General features: G+C 69.9%; 13 protein-coding genes and 1 other RNA gene. 5 read left to right on the top strand and 9 right to left on the bottom strand.

The window, feature by feature from the left end:
* Positions 1–80 precede the first annotated feature (80 nt).
* Together ABZT87_RS10910 and ABZT87_RS10915 are read left to right on the top strand one after the other, a co-directional pair.
* Positions 81–569, top strand: coding sequence for a GNAT family N-acetyltransferase (locus ABZT87_RS10910; protein WP_355135398.1), 489 nt, complete (start codon positions 81–83; stop codon positions 567–569).
* Between the two features lie 70 nt (positions 570–639).
* On the top strand, positions 640–1,770 hold the full coding sequence (locus ABZT87_RS10915; RefSeq protein ID WP_355135055.1) for a hypothetical protein: 1,131 nt from the start codon (positions 640–642) through the stop codon (positions 1,768–1,770).
* Positions 1,771–2,318: 548 nt separating this feature from the next.
* Here ABZT87_RS10915 and rnpB read toward each other — a convergent pair.
* Positions 2,319–2,734: RNase P RNA component class A (rnpB, locus tag ABZT87_RS10920), an RNA gene on the bottom strand.
* Between the two features lie 127 nt (positions 2,735–2,861).
* Between rnpB and ABZT87_RS10925 the strand changes: the two genes are divergently transcribed.
* Positions 2,862–3,623: a sulfite exporter TauE/SafE family protein gene (locus ABZT87_RS10925; RefSeq protein WP_354856618.1), complete on the top strand. Its 762-nt coding sequence runs from the start codon at positions 2,862–2,864 to the stop codon at positions 3,621–3,623.
* 126 nt (positions 3,624–3,749) lie between these two features.
* Here ABZT87_RS10925 and ABZT87_RS10930 read toward each other — a convergent pair whose 3' ends face one another.
* A complete protein-coding gene (locus ABZT87_RS10930; RefSeq protein ID WP_354856616.1) occupies positions 3,750–4,982 on the bottom strand; it encodes an MFS transporter in 1,233 nt (410 codons plus the stop codon).
* 54 nt (positions 4,983–5,036) lie between these two features.
* On the opposite strand from ABZT87_RS10930, the gene ABZT87_RS10935 reads away from it, so the two are divergent.
* Complete coding sequence (locus ABZT87_RS10935; protein WP_355135057.1) at positions 5,037–5,492, top strand: MarR family transcriptional regulator; 456 nt, start codon at positions 5,037–5,039, stop codon at positions 5,490–5,492.
* Positions 5,493–5,742: 250 nt separating this feature from the next.
* Here the strand turns inward: ABZT87_RS10935 and mctP are convergent, their stop codons facing one another.
* From mctP to ABZT87_RS10970, 7 genes are all read right to left on the bottom strand, one after another.
* Positions 5,743–7,392: a monocarboxylate uptake permease MctP gene (gene mctP, locus ABZT87_RS10940; RefSeq protein WP_355135059.1), complete on the bottom strand. Its 1,650-nt coding sequence runs from the start codon at positions 7,390–7,392 to the stop codon at positions 5,743–5,745.
* Positions 7,392–7,634 carry a DUF3311 domain-containing protein gene (locus tag ABZT87_RS10945; RefSeq protein ID WP_354856610.1) on the bottom strand — a complete coding sequence of 81 codons (243 nt, stop codon included), beginning with the start codon at positions 7,632–7,634 and terminating at the stop codon, positions 7,392–7,394. Before ABZT87_RS10945 ends, mctP begins: the two co-directional genes overlap by 1 nt.
* 176 nt (positions 7,635–7,810) lie before the next feature.
* Positions 7,811–8,971: a bifunctional RNase H/acid phosphatase gene (locus ABZT87_RS10950; RefSeq protein ID WP_355135061.1), complete on the bottom strand. Its 1,161-nt coding sequence runs from the start codon at positions 8,969–8,971 to the stop codon at positions 7,811–7,813.
* A gap of 3 nt (positions 8,972–8,974) precedes the next feature.
* On the bottom strand, positions 8,975–9,712 hold the full coding sequence (locus ABZT87_RS10955; protein WP_355135063.1) for a C4-type zinc ribbon domain-containing protein: 738 nt from the start codon (positions 9,710–9,712) through the stop codon (positions 8,975–8,977).
* Positions 9,702–10,574, bottom strand: a complete 873-nt coding sequence (locus ABZT87_RS10960) for a Nif3-like dinuclear metal center hexameric protein (RefSeq protein WP_355135065.1) — start codon at positions 10,572–10,574, stop codon at positions 9,702–9,704. The genes ABZT87_RS10955 and ABZT87_RS10960 overlap by 11 nt, the downstream gene beginning before the upstream one ends.
* Positions 10,575–10,668: 94 nt before the next feature.
* Entirely contained in the window at positions 10,669–11,241 is a 573-nt protein-coding gene (locus ABZT87_RS10965; protein ID WP_354856600.1) for a flavoprotein, read from the bottom strand.
* 16 nt (positions 11,242–11,257) lie between these two features.
* Positions 11,258–12,487: a helix-turn-helix domain-containing protein gene (locus tag ABZT87_RS10970; RefSeq protein ID WP_355064271.1), complete on the bottom strand. Its 1,230-nt coding sequence runs from the start codon at positions 12,485–12,487 to the stop codon at positions 11,258–11,260.
* Positions 12,488–12,736: 249 nt separating this feature from the next.
* Here ABZT87_RS10970 and ABZT87_RS10975 point away from each other — a divergent pair, with 249 nt between their 5' ends.
* The gene (locus ABZT87_RS10975) at positions 12,737–13,408 is read left to right on the top strand and encodes a bifunctional DNA primase/polymerase (protein WP_354856687.1); all 672 of its coding nucleotides are present in this window, start codon (positions 12,737–12,739) and stop codon (positions 13,406–13,408) included.
* Positions 13,409–13,548: the final 140 nt, after the last annotated feature.

Genomic DNA, 13,548 nt, shown 5'->3' on the forward strand with positions numbered 1-13,548 from the left:
CCCCCGATGCCTCGCTGGCCCAACTGCCCTGCTACGACATCCTGATCCGGCCACTTCAAGGCATCGATCTGCTGCCAGTCATGCAGTCGGTAGGACCCACAGTGAGGCAGCTCTATCCTCAGGGGGACCAGCAACTCTTCCGGAGGCTAGGCGAGGTTCTAGACGGGCAAGCTAGGTGCACCGTCGCCGTAGCCCTCGGGCGTGCCGGAGGCCAACATCTGGTCGGGGTAGCGGTTGAAACGCCAAAGGGCCCGGACCGCTTCAAGCTCAGCACGCTCTGGGTTGACCCGACAATGCGCCGAAGAGGCGTGGGCCGTCGTTTGGTGCAGAATTGTCTTTGCAGATGGGCTCGAGAAGAGACGGAAGTCGGATTTCTGACAGTGCGGAACCAGCACTCCGCGAGCGTACGCTCACTTCTGGTACCGTTCGGCTTTGGCCAAGCTTCTCTTGAGTTGAACAGATACGGCTTTGGCGAGGATGAGCTTGTCCTGCAGTGGTCACTGGCGGAGCAGCTCGCGGCGGCGGACTTCGCAACACCTTCCATGCTTGACAACGCCGAACTAAAGTAAGGCACCTGCACCCCCCGTCGAGTGCCCTCACGCTCGGCTACACCCCTCGGTTCTTCGAAGGTGAAGCTTAATGGGCTTCTTCGCGGTCGTCCGCCATCCCAGGCCACCTGCATTCGAAGTCTGCAAGCTTGACATCAATCTGTGGTGCCTGCCGGGCCTATTTCGCAGGTCCTTGTTCTTGTGTGACATCGGCTTGAAGGTAAGACCATCCTCCTCAGCGTTGGACTCCTTCCGGATCGCCGTACCTTTCGGAACCGCTGAAGGGGAGTTGACAGACGTAATTCCCCGGATGCTGAATCGCACCGCAGACCTGAATCTTGTCTTCGGCAATACGGCCGTCAGTGTTGCCACAGACGGGAACGGAGAGCGGGTCTACGACGACGGTGATGGGCCGATGATCCTTATGTCACTCGACACAAGAAAATGCGTTCGCGACTCGAAGATAAGCACGGCAGAGTTCTCACTGTGGGAGATTTTCCCGGCTCGAGCGATAGAGGCAGAGGAGGAGGTTTACCTCAGATTTCGCCTTCCGGTCAGGAACCCTGGGCGGATGTGGACTTGGCACCGCCTCGGACACCGCCGTGCGGGCGCACTTCTCGATATGCGAGTAAATGAGCTCCGCGAGACGGTTGCGGTTTCATCGGACCTTGACTGGTCACATCTGGTCGTGGACGTGCAGCATGTCAACTGTCTTGCCGTAGTGCCTGCCTCACTGCAGAGCTACCAGCAGGCGCCCGAGATGCACTACACGCGAATTCTCGAGGGCCTCGTGTGGGAACCATATCTCGATCGTGCGATAAACCTGTTCAGCAAAAGCAAGGTCCTCGTCTACTTCTGGCGAAGCAAGGGCGTAGTTTCTCGAGATAACGAGTTCCGGTCCTTTGCGGCGTTTTCGAGAGCTCGCGGTGGTTCGGTCATGCGGACGGCTATGACCGCAGCTCTCTTCGTTTCCGTTCTCCTGTTTCTTACCCAGGACCCGGTTACATTTGAGCGGAGCCACCTCTTTAGGGCATTCAGTGGGACCTGGACGGCGATGCGCAGTCATCTGCTGCTCCTCGGCGGCGGCGCCGGCACTCTGCTAATTGCTAGCAAATTTGCTGCACCGGCTCTGCGATACATCCCTCTTCTGAAGAAGTTGCCCAAGTGGGCGCGCGGAGTGGAGCAGAAGATATACCGGAGCCGCAGATACAGAAATGGCTAGCCTCAGGCCGGGTACTGGCAATCTCTTTGTCGAGCCTGTCGGCAGGGATGGACCAGCCCTGGCTCATCAGGCGGACCAGGTAGCACGACAGGAGCAGGCGACCCGGCCATAGGGTGGAGGTCCGTTCATCCGGTCACACGGCCCCTTAACCTCAGTGTGAGCCGGCGGGCGTTGGGGATAGGTTGCACTCCGCTCATCAACTTCATCGGGCACACTTCTTGAACAGAACTGAGGCCGACAGGGCGCCGTCTGCCGCGCCAGTCCCACCCTGGGACTGGCTTGCCGCTGGATCACAGGTCGCGGCGCCATCTCCACCGGCGGGACGTTCCCGCCCCTCCCCCACAGCTGCTGCCCGACTCGGGGACTATCAAGCGGGGGCCTGAAGATGACCCACGACGGCACAGCCAGCCCGATCTGAGACGAGGTTCGACTCAGTCGACCCTCAGGGCGTCTCCAGGGCACCGGATGCCGCCCGACGTTTGACCATGAATGACGCCTCAACATCGAACCAGCTCAAGCCTTGATCAGGTCTCTGAGCTGGTGGGCGACGGACGAGTCGACCTGTACGCCGGATTCTGTGCGCGGCGCGTACCCCGAGGGGTTTGCGCCGGCGGCGGCCATCCATCTCGGCCTGCCGTTGCCGGCAGGCTCTAGCGGCCTACCCGCAGACATCGGGCGGGCAGCCCTCAAGCGTCTGCGCCGGGTCGTCATCTTGCGGTGACGGCCCTTGCTTGGCCTTGCTCCGGGTGGGGTTTACCGAGCCACCCCGGTCACCCGGGGTGCTGGTGGGCTCTTACCCCACCGTTTCACCCTTACCGTCCCCGTTGGGGTCGGCGGTCTGTTTTCTGTGGCACTGTCCCGCGGGTCGCCCCGGGTTGCCGTTAACAACCACCCTGCCCTGTGGAGTCCGGACGTTCCTCGGCGGCGGGCCGGAGCCCGCCGACGCGACCGCCCGGTCGACTCGTCCGTCGCGCTCCCATCCTAACGACGGACGCTCTTCCAGTATTGCCGCCCCGCCTGGGCAAGATCGGGCAGCTCATAGGCGATCCGGCGACGCCAGCCTAAAAGGCGGCGGCTAGCCTCGTGGGGCTATGGATCTCTCCCACGCCGCGCTGCTGCTCGCCGCCGGTCTCGCCGCTGGCACGGTCAACGCGGTGGCCGGTGGCGGTTCGCTGATCACCTTCCCGGCGATGATCGCGGTCGGGTTGCCGCCGGTGCCGGCGAACGTGAGCAACTCCGTCGCCGTGTTCCCTGGGTACGTGGCCAGCGTGGCGGGCAGCCGGCAGGACCTGCCGCGCCCTCGGGCGCTGGCCACGCTGGTGCCCACCACCATCGTGGGCACGATCGTCGGGGCGCTGCTGTTGCTGGCCACCCCGGCCCGCGCGTTCGAGCTGGTCGTACCGTTTCTGGTCCTCGGCGCGACCGCGGTCCTGGCCTTCCAGGACCCGCTGCGCCGGCTGGTCGGTCACCCCCGCGACCTGTCGCCACGGCGGCGGACGGTCGCGGTGCAGACGATGGTCGCGCTCGGCGCGGTGTACGGCGGGTACTTCGGCGCGGCGCTCGGGGTGATGCTGGTCGCCGGCCTGGCTCTGGTGCTGGACGCGACGCTGGCGCGGGTGAGCGCCATCAAGAATCTGCTCTCCGCATTGGTGGGGCTCACGACGCTTGTGGTGTTCGCCCTGTTCGGCCCGGTGAACTGGGCGGCGGTCGCGGTCGTCGCGCCGGCGACGCTGATCGGGGGGTACGCGGGCGCCCGGCTCGTCCGTCGGCTGCCGCCGGTGCTGCTCAAGACGCTGATCGTGGTGTTCGGTACGACGATCGGCCTCTACCTGCTCTGGCGTGCCCTGCACTGAGCGGCGTCAACGCCAAGATCCGCGCAACTTCCGGGATGTTGCTGCCTCGGCGAACCCGGAGGCAGCAATATCCCCGAAAGTGCGCGGATCTCGAACGGCGCAACGGCCCCGGCCGGGGGCCGGGGGTCAGTACGCCTCGCCGACCGGCTCCTCCGCGGTGTTCTCGGCACTCGCGGCGCTGCGGTTCCAGCGGGACCACAGCACCCGCTCGCCGTAGCCGGCGGCCATCACGTGCGCGAAGGCCAGGTAGACCAGCACACCGACGGCGAGCACACCGAAGCCGACCCAGAACGGCAGCGACAGCGAGCGCTCGGCGAGCTTGCCGGAGATGATCGGCGCGGGCGCGGCGGCGCCCCAGCGGACCAGGTTGAACGCGCCGGTGGCGAGCCTGCGGTCGCTGGAGCCGAGGCCGAGCGCCAGGTCGGTGAGGTTGGCGTTGGCCAGACCCATGCAGAGGCCGGCGAGCACGAGCACCACGAGCGCCTCGGCGGTGCTGGTGGAGGTGGCGAAGAGGACCATGCAGACCAGCAGGCCGGCGATGGCCACGCCGACGGTCTGCACCGCGCCGATCCGGTGGGCCAGCCGGTGGCCGATCACCAGGATGCCGGTGGCCAGGCCGAGCCCCCAGCCGGTGAACGCGAGCCCCAGCGGGACGACGTCCAGGCCGAGGAAGAGCGGCGTGTAGCCGAGCACGACGAAGAACACGAAGTTGTACGCGGCGGTCACCACGCAGAGGGCGATGAACGCCGGTCGGCGGTAGGTGGCGAAGATCTGGCCGACGCGTACCGGGGCCTGCCGGTTGGTGGGTTCGCGCAGCTTGCGGGCGGCCACGCCGAGCGCGAGCACCATGAACACGCCGCAGACGAAGAACGGCAGCCGCCAGGAGACCTGGCCGAGCAGGCCGCCGATCAGCGGGCCGACGGCGAAGCCGAGACCGAGGGCTGTCTCGAACAGGCCGACCACCCACTCCCGGTCGACGGCCAGGTTGACCAGCACCACCATGGCGGTGGCGAAGAACATCGCGTTGCCCAGCCCCCAGACGCCGCGCAGCACGGACAGCTGCACGATGTTGTCGCTGAACGAGGCGAGGATGGCGGCCAGCCCGACCACCGAGACCCCGGTGATCAGGACCGGCTTGAAACCGAACCGGCCGCTGGCGAGCGTCGCCGGGATCATGCCGAGGGCCATGACCGCGATGTACGCGGTGAACAGCAACTCGACCTGCCAGGCGGTGACCCCGATCGCGTCGCCGATGGCCGGCAGGATCGGGTCGACCACGGCGATGCCGGCGATCGCGAGGAAGGCCACCAGTGTGGTGGCGTAGATGGCACTGCGGTTTGGTTCGGATGACCGATCCACTCCGACTCCCCAATTAGCTGTATCGTACAGGTACTTACCCTGTATCATACAGCTATGAGCGACGACCACGAGAGCACCCTCGGCCGGATCGAGACCGAGGTGGCCCTGTTGATGCGCTTCGGCGAGGCCACCCGGCGGGCCACCGGCACCGCCGAGCACCGGGTGCTCGACCGCGCGGCGTACGTCATCCTGCGGCACCTGGACGCCGCCGGCCCGCAGAACGTCTCCGCCCTCGCCGCGCGACTCAACCTGGACGGCTCGACGGTGACCCGGCAGGTCTCCGCCCTGCAACGCGACGGCCTGATCGTCCGCGCCCCCGACCCGACGGACGGCCGCGGGACGGTCATCTCCCCCACCCCGGCCGGGCTACAGCGGATGGCCGCCGTGCAGGCCGCCCGCACCCGGCTCTACGGCGACATGCTGGCCGACTGGAGCGCCGAGGACCGGGCCGCCCTGGCGACCCTGCTGGGCCGCCTCAACCAGGCCCTGGTGGACCGCAACCGCCGCTAACCCATCCCCGCTGACCCGCCACCGCCCGGGTCCCGGACGACGCGTGACCCTTCGACCGCCTAGATCGCGCAACATCCTTGTTGTAGTGGCATCCCCAGGGCCCGACACCACTACAACAAGGATCGAGCACGATCTTGAGGCGACGGCGCGACAGGCGACGGCGCGAGCGGGCGACGGGCCTGCCGGGCACCCCGGGCGCCGACCTCGCGGCGGGCGCCCGGGGAACGGGGAACGGGAACGGGGAACGGGGTCAGGCGACCGGTTCGCGGGCCGAGTCGGCGTCGCGGTCGACGCCGGGGGTGATGCGGGGGTCGCCCTCGTCGGCGAAGTAGTCGTCCGGCGTGGTGCCGTCGACTCCCTCGGGCGCCTTGGTGGCCCGCAGGACCAGCGTCAACAGCGCGGCGACCGCCAGGTTGACCAGCACGGCCACGATGCCGACGTAGATCGTCTTGGGCGTGTCGAACCCGAACTTCTCCAGCGGGAACGCCGACCCGCCGAAGTGCTTCCGGGTGGGGCTGGCCACCTGGTAGAGCATCCACATGCCGAGCCCCATCCCGGCGACCCAGCCGGCGATCAGGGCGGTCCGGTGGAACCAGCGGGTGTAGAGGCCCAGCGCCACGGCCGGCAGCGTCTGCAGGATGATCACGCCGCCGATGAGCTGGAGGTCGATCGAGAACTGCGGGTCGAGGAACACGATGCAGGCCACGGCCCCGACCTTGACCACCAGCGAGGCGACCTTCGAGACGTTCGCCTCCTGCGCCGGGGAGGCGTCCCGCTTCAGGTACTCCTTGTAGATGTTGCGGGTGAACAGGTTCGCCGCCGCGATCGACATGATCGCCGCCGGCACCAGCGCGCCGATGCCGATGGCGGCGTACGCGACCCCGGCGAACCAGTCCGGGAACTGCTGGTCGAACAGCAGCGGCACGATCGTGTTGTTGTCGACGCTGCCGGCCGACGCTCCCGCCAGCGGCTTCACCCCGGCCGCGATGGCCATGTAGCCGAGCAACGCGATCAGACCGAGCAGCAGGCTGTACGCCGGCAGCGCCGACATGTTGCGCTTGATCACGTCGCGGTTCCGGCTGGCCAGCACGCCGGTGATGCTGTGCGGGTAGAGGAACAGCGCCAGCGCCGAGCCGAACGCCAACGTGACGTACTGCAGCTGGTTGTTGCCGTTGAGCAGGATGCCGTCGTTCGGGTTCGGTGACGCCTGGAACTTCGCGTCCGCCGCGTCGAAGATGTCGCCCCAGCCACCGAGCTTGTACGGCAGGTAGATGACCGCCACCAGGATCACGATGTAGATCAGGCTGTCCTTGACGAACGCGATCAGCGCCGGGGCGCGCAGCCCCGACTGGTAGGTGTACGCCGCCAGGATGGCGAACGCGATGATGATCGGCAGGTGCCGGGCCAGGGTGCTCTCACCCGTGACCCCCATCGTCTTGAGGACCGCCTCGATGCCCACCAGTTGCAGCGCGATGTAGGGCATCGTGGCCACGATGCCGGTGATCGCGATCAGCAGCGCCAGCACCGGCGAGTCGAACCGCGTACGGACGAAGTCGGCCGGGGTGACGAAGCCGTGCCGGTGCGAGACCGACCAGAGCCGGATCAGCACCAGGAAGACCAGCGGGTAGACGACGATCGTGTACGGCACCGCGAAGAACCCGGCCGCCCCGGCTCCGAACATCAACGCCGGCACCGCCACGAAGGTGTACGCGGTGTAGAGGTCACCGCCGACCAGGAACCAGGTGATCCAGCCGCCGAAGCTGCGCCCGCCCAGGCCCCACTCGTCGAGGTGCGCCATGTCCTTCGGCCGCCGCCACCGCGCGGCCACGAAGCCCATCGCGCTGACCAGCAGGAACAGCAGGGAGAAGACGATGATCTCGGTGAGATGGTCACGCCACATCAGTGCTCACCCCGCTTCTTGGTCATCTGGTAGACCAGCGTCGTCGTGGAGACGCCGAGCAGGATCCAGGCCAGTTGCAGCCAGTAGTAGCGCGGGAACCCGAAGATCCGGGGCGCGTCGCCGTTGAAGAACGCCGGGATCAGCGGCACCACGATGGGGAGGAAGAGCAACCAGTTCCAGGGACTGTGGTCCTTCGCCCGGGTTGGCGCCGTGGTGGGCGCCTCCGGTTCCGGTGCAGGCATCTGACACACCTCCGGGGAGTCGTGGCACTCGATGTAACGGCCGGAGGCTACGACTCTGTGACCGCCGTCACGATCAGCGCGCGGACGGCTCTGCGCCGAACGGCGCACCGGCTGCGCCGAACGGCGCGACCGTTCCGCTGGCGGGCGACGTGCGACGGGTGCCGGAGGGGCGCGGCTCAGGCGGCGGGCAGGTGCGCGGTGTCGTTGACCGTGCGGACCGCGATGCCGCCGTCGGGCCACATGTCGAGCACCGAGATGCCGGCCGCGTCCAAAAAGAGCCGGTGCAGGAAGGCGTCGCTGGCGGCGAGGGCGTCGCGCAGCGCCAGCTTGATCGGCGAGACGTGCGAGACGACCACCACGGTCTCCCCGGGGTACGCCGCCGGCAGCGCGTTGACGACCCGGTGGACGCGTTCGGCCACCTGCGTGAACGATTCGCCGCCCGGCGGGGCGATCCGCGGCGAGGCGAGCCAGGCGTCCATCTCCCCCGGCCACTCCTGGCGTACCTCGGCGAAGGTGCGCCCCTCCCACTGCCCGAAGTCGCACTCGATCAGGTCGGTCTCGGTGCGGACCGGCACGTCACCGAGCGCCCCGGCGATCGCCGCGGCGGTGGCCGTACACCGGGACAGGGGTGAGCTGAGCACGGCCGCGACGGACGGGGCCAGCGCGGCCACCCGGGCGCCGGTGGCGCGGGCCTGGGCCCGGCCGCGCTCGGAGAGCGGCACGTCGCCGCGGCCGGAGTAGCGGCCCTGCTCGGTGTACGCGGTCTCGCCGTGCCGCACGAGGATCAGGCGGGTGGCCGTGAAGCTCGGGCGGGGCTCCCAGGAGGCCGGCGCGGTGGCCGGGTCGCTGCCCGTCGTGGCACCCCCGGCCGGGGCGCTGGCCGAGGCCGGTGCGCCGAGGGAGGCCGGCGGCGGGGTGGGTCGGCCGGCGGCGGCGTCCATGGCGGCGTTGGCCAGCGCATCGGCGTGTCGGTTCTGCTCGCGGGGGATCCAGGTGAAGCGGACCGCGCCGAAGCGACCCACAAGCGTGGCCGCCTGGGCGGCGAGCGGCCGCAGGCCCGGGTGCTTGATCTGCCACCGGCCGCACATCTGCTCGACCACCAGCTTGGAGTCCATCCGGACGTCCACCTCGGCGGCGCCCAACTCGGCGGCGGCCCGCAGACCGGCGATCAGGCCCTGGTACTCGGCGACGTTGTTGGTCGCCGTACCCAGCGACTCGGAGCGCTCGGCGAGCACCTCGCCGGTCTCCGGGTCGCGCACCACCGCGCCGTAGCCGGCCGGCCCCGGGTTGCCCCGGGACCCGCCGTCGGCCTCGACGACGACCACGCGCGGCGCCACGACCTACAGGCCCGACTCGTTGGTACGGACCATGATCCGCCGGCAGTCCTCGCAGCGGACCACGTCGTCCGGGGCCGCCTTGCGGATGCGGGCCAGGTCGGCGCCGGAGATGTCCAGCCGGCAGCCGCCGCAGCGGCCGGCGGTGAGCAGCGCCGCGCCCAACCCGGTGTCCGCGCGGATCTTGTCGTAGAGGGTGACCAGCTCGGCCGGGAGGTCGGCCGCGAGCGGCTGCCGGGCCCCCCGCTTGAACTCCTCCTCCTTGGCGATCTCGGCCAGCGCGTCGTCGCGGCGCTGCTCGGTGGCGGCCCGCTTCTCCCGGGTGTCGGCCAGCCGCTGCTCCACGCCGTCCAGCACGCCCTGCGCGGTCTCCCGCTGCTCCATCAGCTCCAGCTCGGCGTCCTCCAGGTCGCCCTGGCGCCGGTTGAGCGAGGCCAGCTCGTGCTGGAGCGCCTCCAGCTCCCGGGCCGGGCCGGTGCCGGCGGCGAGTCGGTTCTGGTCCTTCTCCTTGCGGGCCCGCACCTGCTCGACGTCCTTCTCCAGGCGGGCGATGTCCCGGTCCAGGTCGTCGACCGCGACCTGGGCGCGAACCCGCTCGTCCTCCAGCGACGACAACTCCCGGGCCAGCGCCTCCAGTTCGGCCCGCTCCGGCAGCGAGCGGCGGCGGTGCGCGAGCTGGGCGAGGTTGGTGTCGATCGCCTGAAGGTCGAGCAGGCGGCGCTGGACCTGGGGGTTAGCCTTCACGGTCGGGCTCCTTGTCGTCCACAACGGGTGCGGCGGCGTGCATGGTCCACGGATCGGTGTCCAGGTCGGACACCAGCGTCTCGACGCCCGGCGCCTCTCGCAGGAGGGCGGCCAGGTCGTCCAGCCACGGTCGTTCGGTCGCCCAGTGGGCGGCGTCGATCAGGGCGGGACCATCGGCGGCGAGGTGCTCGCTGGCCGGATGGTGCCGCAGGTCGGAGGTGAGAAACGCGTCCACCCCGGCGGCGGTCGCGGCGCCGAGGAAGCTGTCCCCCGACCCACCGCTGACGGCGAGGGTACGAACCATACGCCCGGGATGCCCCGCGGCGCGAACTCCCCAGGACGTGACGGGAAGCACGGCTGCGGCGTGCCGGGTCAGCTCGGCGAGGGTCATCGGACGGGGCAACTCCCCGATCCGGCCGATGCCCCGGTCGTCGCCGTGGGCGGGAGAGCCGGTCGCCGGCCGCTGCAACGGGCGCAGCCCGGTCAGGCCGAACCGGGCGGCGAGGGCGTCGGAGACGCCGGGGGACGCGACGTCGGCGTTGGTGTGCGCCACGTACAGCGCCACGCCGGCCCGGATCAGCTGGTGGACGATCCGCCCCTTGACTGTCGTCGCAGCGACCGAGGAGACCCCCCGCAGCAGCAGCGGGTGATGCGCGACGATCATGTCCGCGCCGACGGCCAGCGCCTCGGCGACCGTCTCGGGCACCACGTCGACCACGCAGAGCACCCGGCGGACCTGGGCGGTCGGCTCGCCGAGCACCAGGCCGACGCGGTCCCACTCCTCGGCCCAGCTCGGCGGATAGCGCCGTTCCAACTCGGCGACGACGTCCGTCACCGTGGCTGTGGATGCGCTGATGCTCACGGCGGGCCAGCTTACCGGCGCGGGGACCTTCGGGCGGCGACGCCCGGCCCGGCCGCGCCGGTCTGTCGACCCGTGGGAGGCGACCGGCGGGCGCTCAGGCGGCCCGGTACGCGACGGTCCGCAGCGCGGCCAGCGGCATCTGCCAGGGGAACGCGTGCAGATGCTGCTCACCCGTCCCGGGCGGGTGCAGGGCGACCACATGATCACCGAAGAGCACCGTGACGCCCCAGTCGGCCAGCCGGGCCACACCGGCCCGGAACGCCGGGTGGGCGGCCATCGCGACATTGGTGTACGGCACCGCGACGATCGGAACGCCCTTGCCCTGCGCCTCGACGAGCAGCCCGAGAGCGAGGGTGTCGGCGATGCCGGCCGCCCACTTGTTGACCGTGTTCACGGTCGCCGGGCAGACGATCATGGCATCGGCGGGCGGCAGCACGTCCGGGTCGCCGGGATTCTTGTAGTGCGTCCGCACCGGGTGGCCGGTCTGCCGGACCAGGGCCGGGCGGTCGACGAACTTGGCGCCGTCCGGCGTGGTGATCACGCAGACGTCCCAGTCATCCGACTGGGCCAGCTCGACCAGACGGCCGACGTGGCGGGCCAGCGGCGAACCGCAGGCGATGACGTAGAGCACCGCACGGTGCTCGCTGGTGTGTGGTGCGCCGGTCATCAAGCCGGCTCCGCGCTCATACCCCTACTCCCATGTGCTCAGCCAACTCCGCTACCGGAGAAGGCGGCGCACCACGTGTGCGACGAAGGACGTCCGACATCACCTCGTGGGCGATCGGCCGGCAGCGGATCTCCGACGGCGCGAGCCGATCGCCGAGCAGCAGCATCTCGCCGGCGTTCGCCACGTCGCCGATCTGGGCGTACCCCCGGGCGATGTCGAGCAGGTGGTGGGCGCGGCGCTCGGGCAGCAACGCGTTGAACGCGGGCTCCACGATGCGTACCTGGTGCACCTCCACCGCGCGGCCCCCGTCACCCAACTCGACGGCGGCGGCGGCCCGGTGCAACTCGACGTTCGTCGGGCCGAACGAGGTCCAGTAGTGGTTGTGGTCGCCGCCGAGCAGGGTGGCGGCCTCCTGCGCGCAGTTGATCAGGTCGTCGACGCTGGCCGAGTCGCCGATCCGGGACGCGGCCATGGCCCCCTGCAACAGCAGCATCCCGTAGACGGACAGCCGGGCCGGGGAGACCTCGTTGCTGCCGCCGGGAGCCAGCCGGTTGGCGATCTGGACGTTCAGCTCCAGCGCCGGCCGGGCCCGACCCATGGCGACCAGGGCGTTGCAGACCCGGGTGGTGGCGATGCCGGCCAGCAGCGGGTCGTCGGCCCGCTGGGCCACCGCCATCGACCGGTCGGCGGCCAGCCAGGCCAGCTCGCACTCGCCGAGCTTGCGCAGCACCGACGAGGCGATCTGGTAGACCTGCCCGAGCAGGTGGGCCGCCTCCGGCGCCTGCGCTCCCCCGTAGGCGGCGTCGGCCGCCTGAGCGTCGCGCAGCAGCTTGGGCAGCGCCCGGGTGAGCATCCCGTAGCGGCCGTACTGGTAGGTGAGCCAGGCGTGGTTGACGGCCTTGCGCATGTCGTCCAGCGGAGGCGGGTACGGCACGGCGTCGAAGTAGGCGCTCATCGAGTCGTACCGCTCCAGGGCGGCCCGGATCTCCTGCACCTCGACCTGGTCGATGCAGTTCAGCGCGTCGGTACGCCGCTCCGGGTCACGGCCCAGCAGCAGTTGCACGTCCATCTGCAGGATGTCGGCGATCTCGTAGAGGACGGAGAACTTGTCCAGCCGGCGGACGCCCCGCTCGACCTTGTCCACCCAGCTCTTCGACTTGCCCAGACGGTCGGCGAAGACCTGCTGCGACATCTTGCGTCGCCCCCGCCAGTAGGCCACTCGCCGTCCAATGGGTAGCTCGTCCATCTCCCCATCCCTCCCCTGCCGCCGCCACCCATCGGTTGGCGGCGATGTCCGCGGGTGCGGCGATCCGTCGTTCGTCTTGCAGTTTTCGCTGGTCGCACAGCCTGTACGTCAGCCGGACAGCCAGTCCTCGTACTTTTCGTGCAAGTTGCACGAGCCGTTCGTCAACCTCAACGATCGTGGGTTACGGCAGTGACGGTGCTCGACATGCGACCTGGCGTTCGCCGGGCCCGACGAGGGGAGATGGCACACATGTGGGGGAACGTCGTACCGCGCGTCGCCGAACTGTCGCCGCTGGAACGCGTCCGGCTGCGCCGGGTCGCCATCCGGTACGCCGTACACGGCTGGGAGGTGACCCCCGGTGCCTGCCTCGCCCGCAGCCGGTTCGTGTGCGGTCGGGCCGGCTGCCCCACGGTGGGCTGCCACCCCGCCCTGGAGAACTGGGAGCTGGCCGCCACCACCGATCCGGCCCGGGTGGCCACCTGGTGGCGCACCCGCCCGCACGGGGTGTTGCTGCCCACCGGCCGGACCTTCGACGTGCTGGAGGTGCCGGCCCACCTCGGCCGGCACGTGCTCGACGCCGTGCAGGTCCACCCGGCCGGCACCGGCGTACGCGGGCCCGTGCTGGTCACCCCCACCGGCCGGTGGATGTTCCTGGTCCGCCCCGGCGACCCGCTCCGACCGGAGTTGGAGCACTGCTTCCACGTCGTCCGGCACGGGCCGGGCTCGTGGATCCCGGCGCCACCCACCCGGCTGCCCGAGGGGACCGTCCGCTGGGCGGTCGCCCCGGAGCAGGCCCGCTGGCGGCTTCCGGACTCCTACCTGGTGCAGAACACCCTGATCGAGGCGCTGCGGGCCAGCGGGGTGACGCTCGCCCCCGACCTGCTCCCGGGTCACCTGCCCCTGCCCCGCCGGGGCAGGTGACCCGGGCCCCGGCCGACGATTCGATCCGGTGACCGACAGCGTCGCCGGACGGCCGGTGCTCGTTGAGCAGGTGACAGCGCGAACGCGCGCCACGAACGGGGGAACGATGTCCACGGACGACAGGTCGCCGTATCCCGGCG

It is taken from the genome of Micromonospora sp. NPDC005237, from assembly GCF_040607775.1.
In the GTDB taxonomy this organism is placed as follows: Bacteria; Actinomycetota; Actinomycetes; order Mycobacteriales; family Micromonosporaceae; genus Micromonospora.

What these genes read in the sequence shown, in the direction of transcription:
- ABZT87_RS10910 (WP_355135398.1), top strand. Translation starts at nt 81, where the DNA reads ATGCAGTCGGTAGGACCCACAGTGAGGCAGCTCTATCCTCAGGGGGAC.
- ABZT87_RS10915 (WP_355135055.1), top strand. Translation starts at nt 640, where the DNA reads ATGGGCTTCTTCGCGGTCGTCCGCCATCCCAGGCCACCTGCATTCGAA.
- ABZT87_RS10925 (WP_354856618.1), top strand. Translation starts at nt 2,862, where the DNA reads ATGGATCTCTCCCACGCCGCGCTGCTGCTCGCCGCCGGTCTCGCCGCT.
- ABZT87_RS10935 (WP_355135057.1), top strand. Translation starts at nt 5,037, where the DNA reads ATGAGCGACGACCACGAGAGCACCCTCGGCCGGATCGAGACCGAGGTG.
- mctP (WP_355135059.1), bottom strand. Translation starts at nt 7,392, where the DNA reads ATGTGGCGTGACCATCTCACCGAGATCATCGTCTTCTCCCTGCTGTTC.
- ABZT87_RS10945 (WP_354856610.1), bottom strand. Translation starts at nt 7,634, where the DNA reads ATGCCTGCACCGGAACCGGAGGCGCCCACCACGGCGCCAACCCGGGCG.
- ABZT87_RS10965 (WP_354856600.1), bottom strand. Translation starts at nt 11,241, where the DNA reads ATGACCGGCGCACCACACACCAGCGAGCACCGTGCGGTGCTCTACGTC.
- ABZT87_RS10970 (WP_355064271.1), bottom strand. Translation starts at nt 12,487, where the DNA reads ATGGACGAGCTACCCATTGGACGGCGAGTGGCCTACTGGCGGGGGCGA.
- ABZT87_RS10975 (WP_354856687.1), top strand. Translation starts at nt 12,737, where the DNA reads ATGTGGGGGAACGTCGTACCGCGCGTCGCCGAACTGTCGCCGCTGGAA.